The sequence below is a fragment of the Salinimicrobium gaetbulicola genome (assembly GCF_042676025.1).
Classification (GTDB): domain Bacteria; phylum Bacteroidota; class Bacteroidia; order Flavobacteriales; family Flavobacteriaceae; genus Salinimicrobium; species Salinimicrobium gaetbulicola.
Genome location: NZ_JBHTJP010000011.1, coordinates 1 through 549 on the forward strand (window position 1 = coordinate 1; position 549 = coordinate 549).

A 549-nucleotide genomic window follows, 5' to 3' on the forward strand; every position below is an offset into this window, starting at 1 on the left:
AAAATGAAACTAAAAATTTTTGTTCTTCTCCTATTCGGATTGACCTTAATTTCTTGTACTGAAAGTCCTTCAAATTTAGAAACAGTGGAAACCTGGAGTGATGGAAACCCTAAGAAAGAAATTTATTGGTTAGTTAAAAAGGACAGTATTTTCAGAGAAATAACTTATTTCAAAAACGGGCAAATAAACCAGAAGCATATAATAACAAATGGTGAATTAGAAAAAATGACGGCTTATTACCAAACTGGAGAAATTGCCGCTCTAATTATGTATGAAAATGGTAAACCAGTTGCTGGTGCAGAGTATTATAAAAACGGACAGAAAAGAGGTGAGATTTCTTATGATCTTAATGGAAATCTAAATGGAATAGCACGATACTTTAATGAAGATGGAACCTTAAGTACAGAGGGAGAATATAAAAATGATAAACGTCATGGAGTTTGGCGCAACTATGATGAACAAGGAATTATCATCAAAGAAGTGGTTTACAACTAAACCGACTCATAAAACTGGCTACAACATCGGTTAACGAGCAAATAGCGGCAGACC

Annotated in this window: 1 protein-coding gene; it reads left to right on the forward strand. The window is 33.9% G+C overall.

What is annotated here, in order from left to right; all coding sequences use genetic code 11:
• Positions 1-495: toxin-antitoxin system YwqK family antitoxin (locus tag ACFQ1G_RS01150; RefSeq protein WP_380736402.1), on the forward strand; the 495-nt coding region annotated here is incomplete at its 5' end.
• Positions 496-549 lie beyond the last annotated feature (54 nt).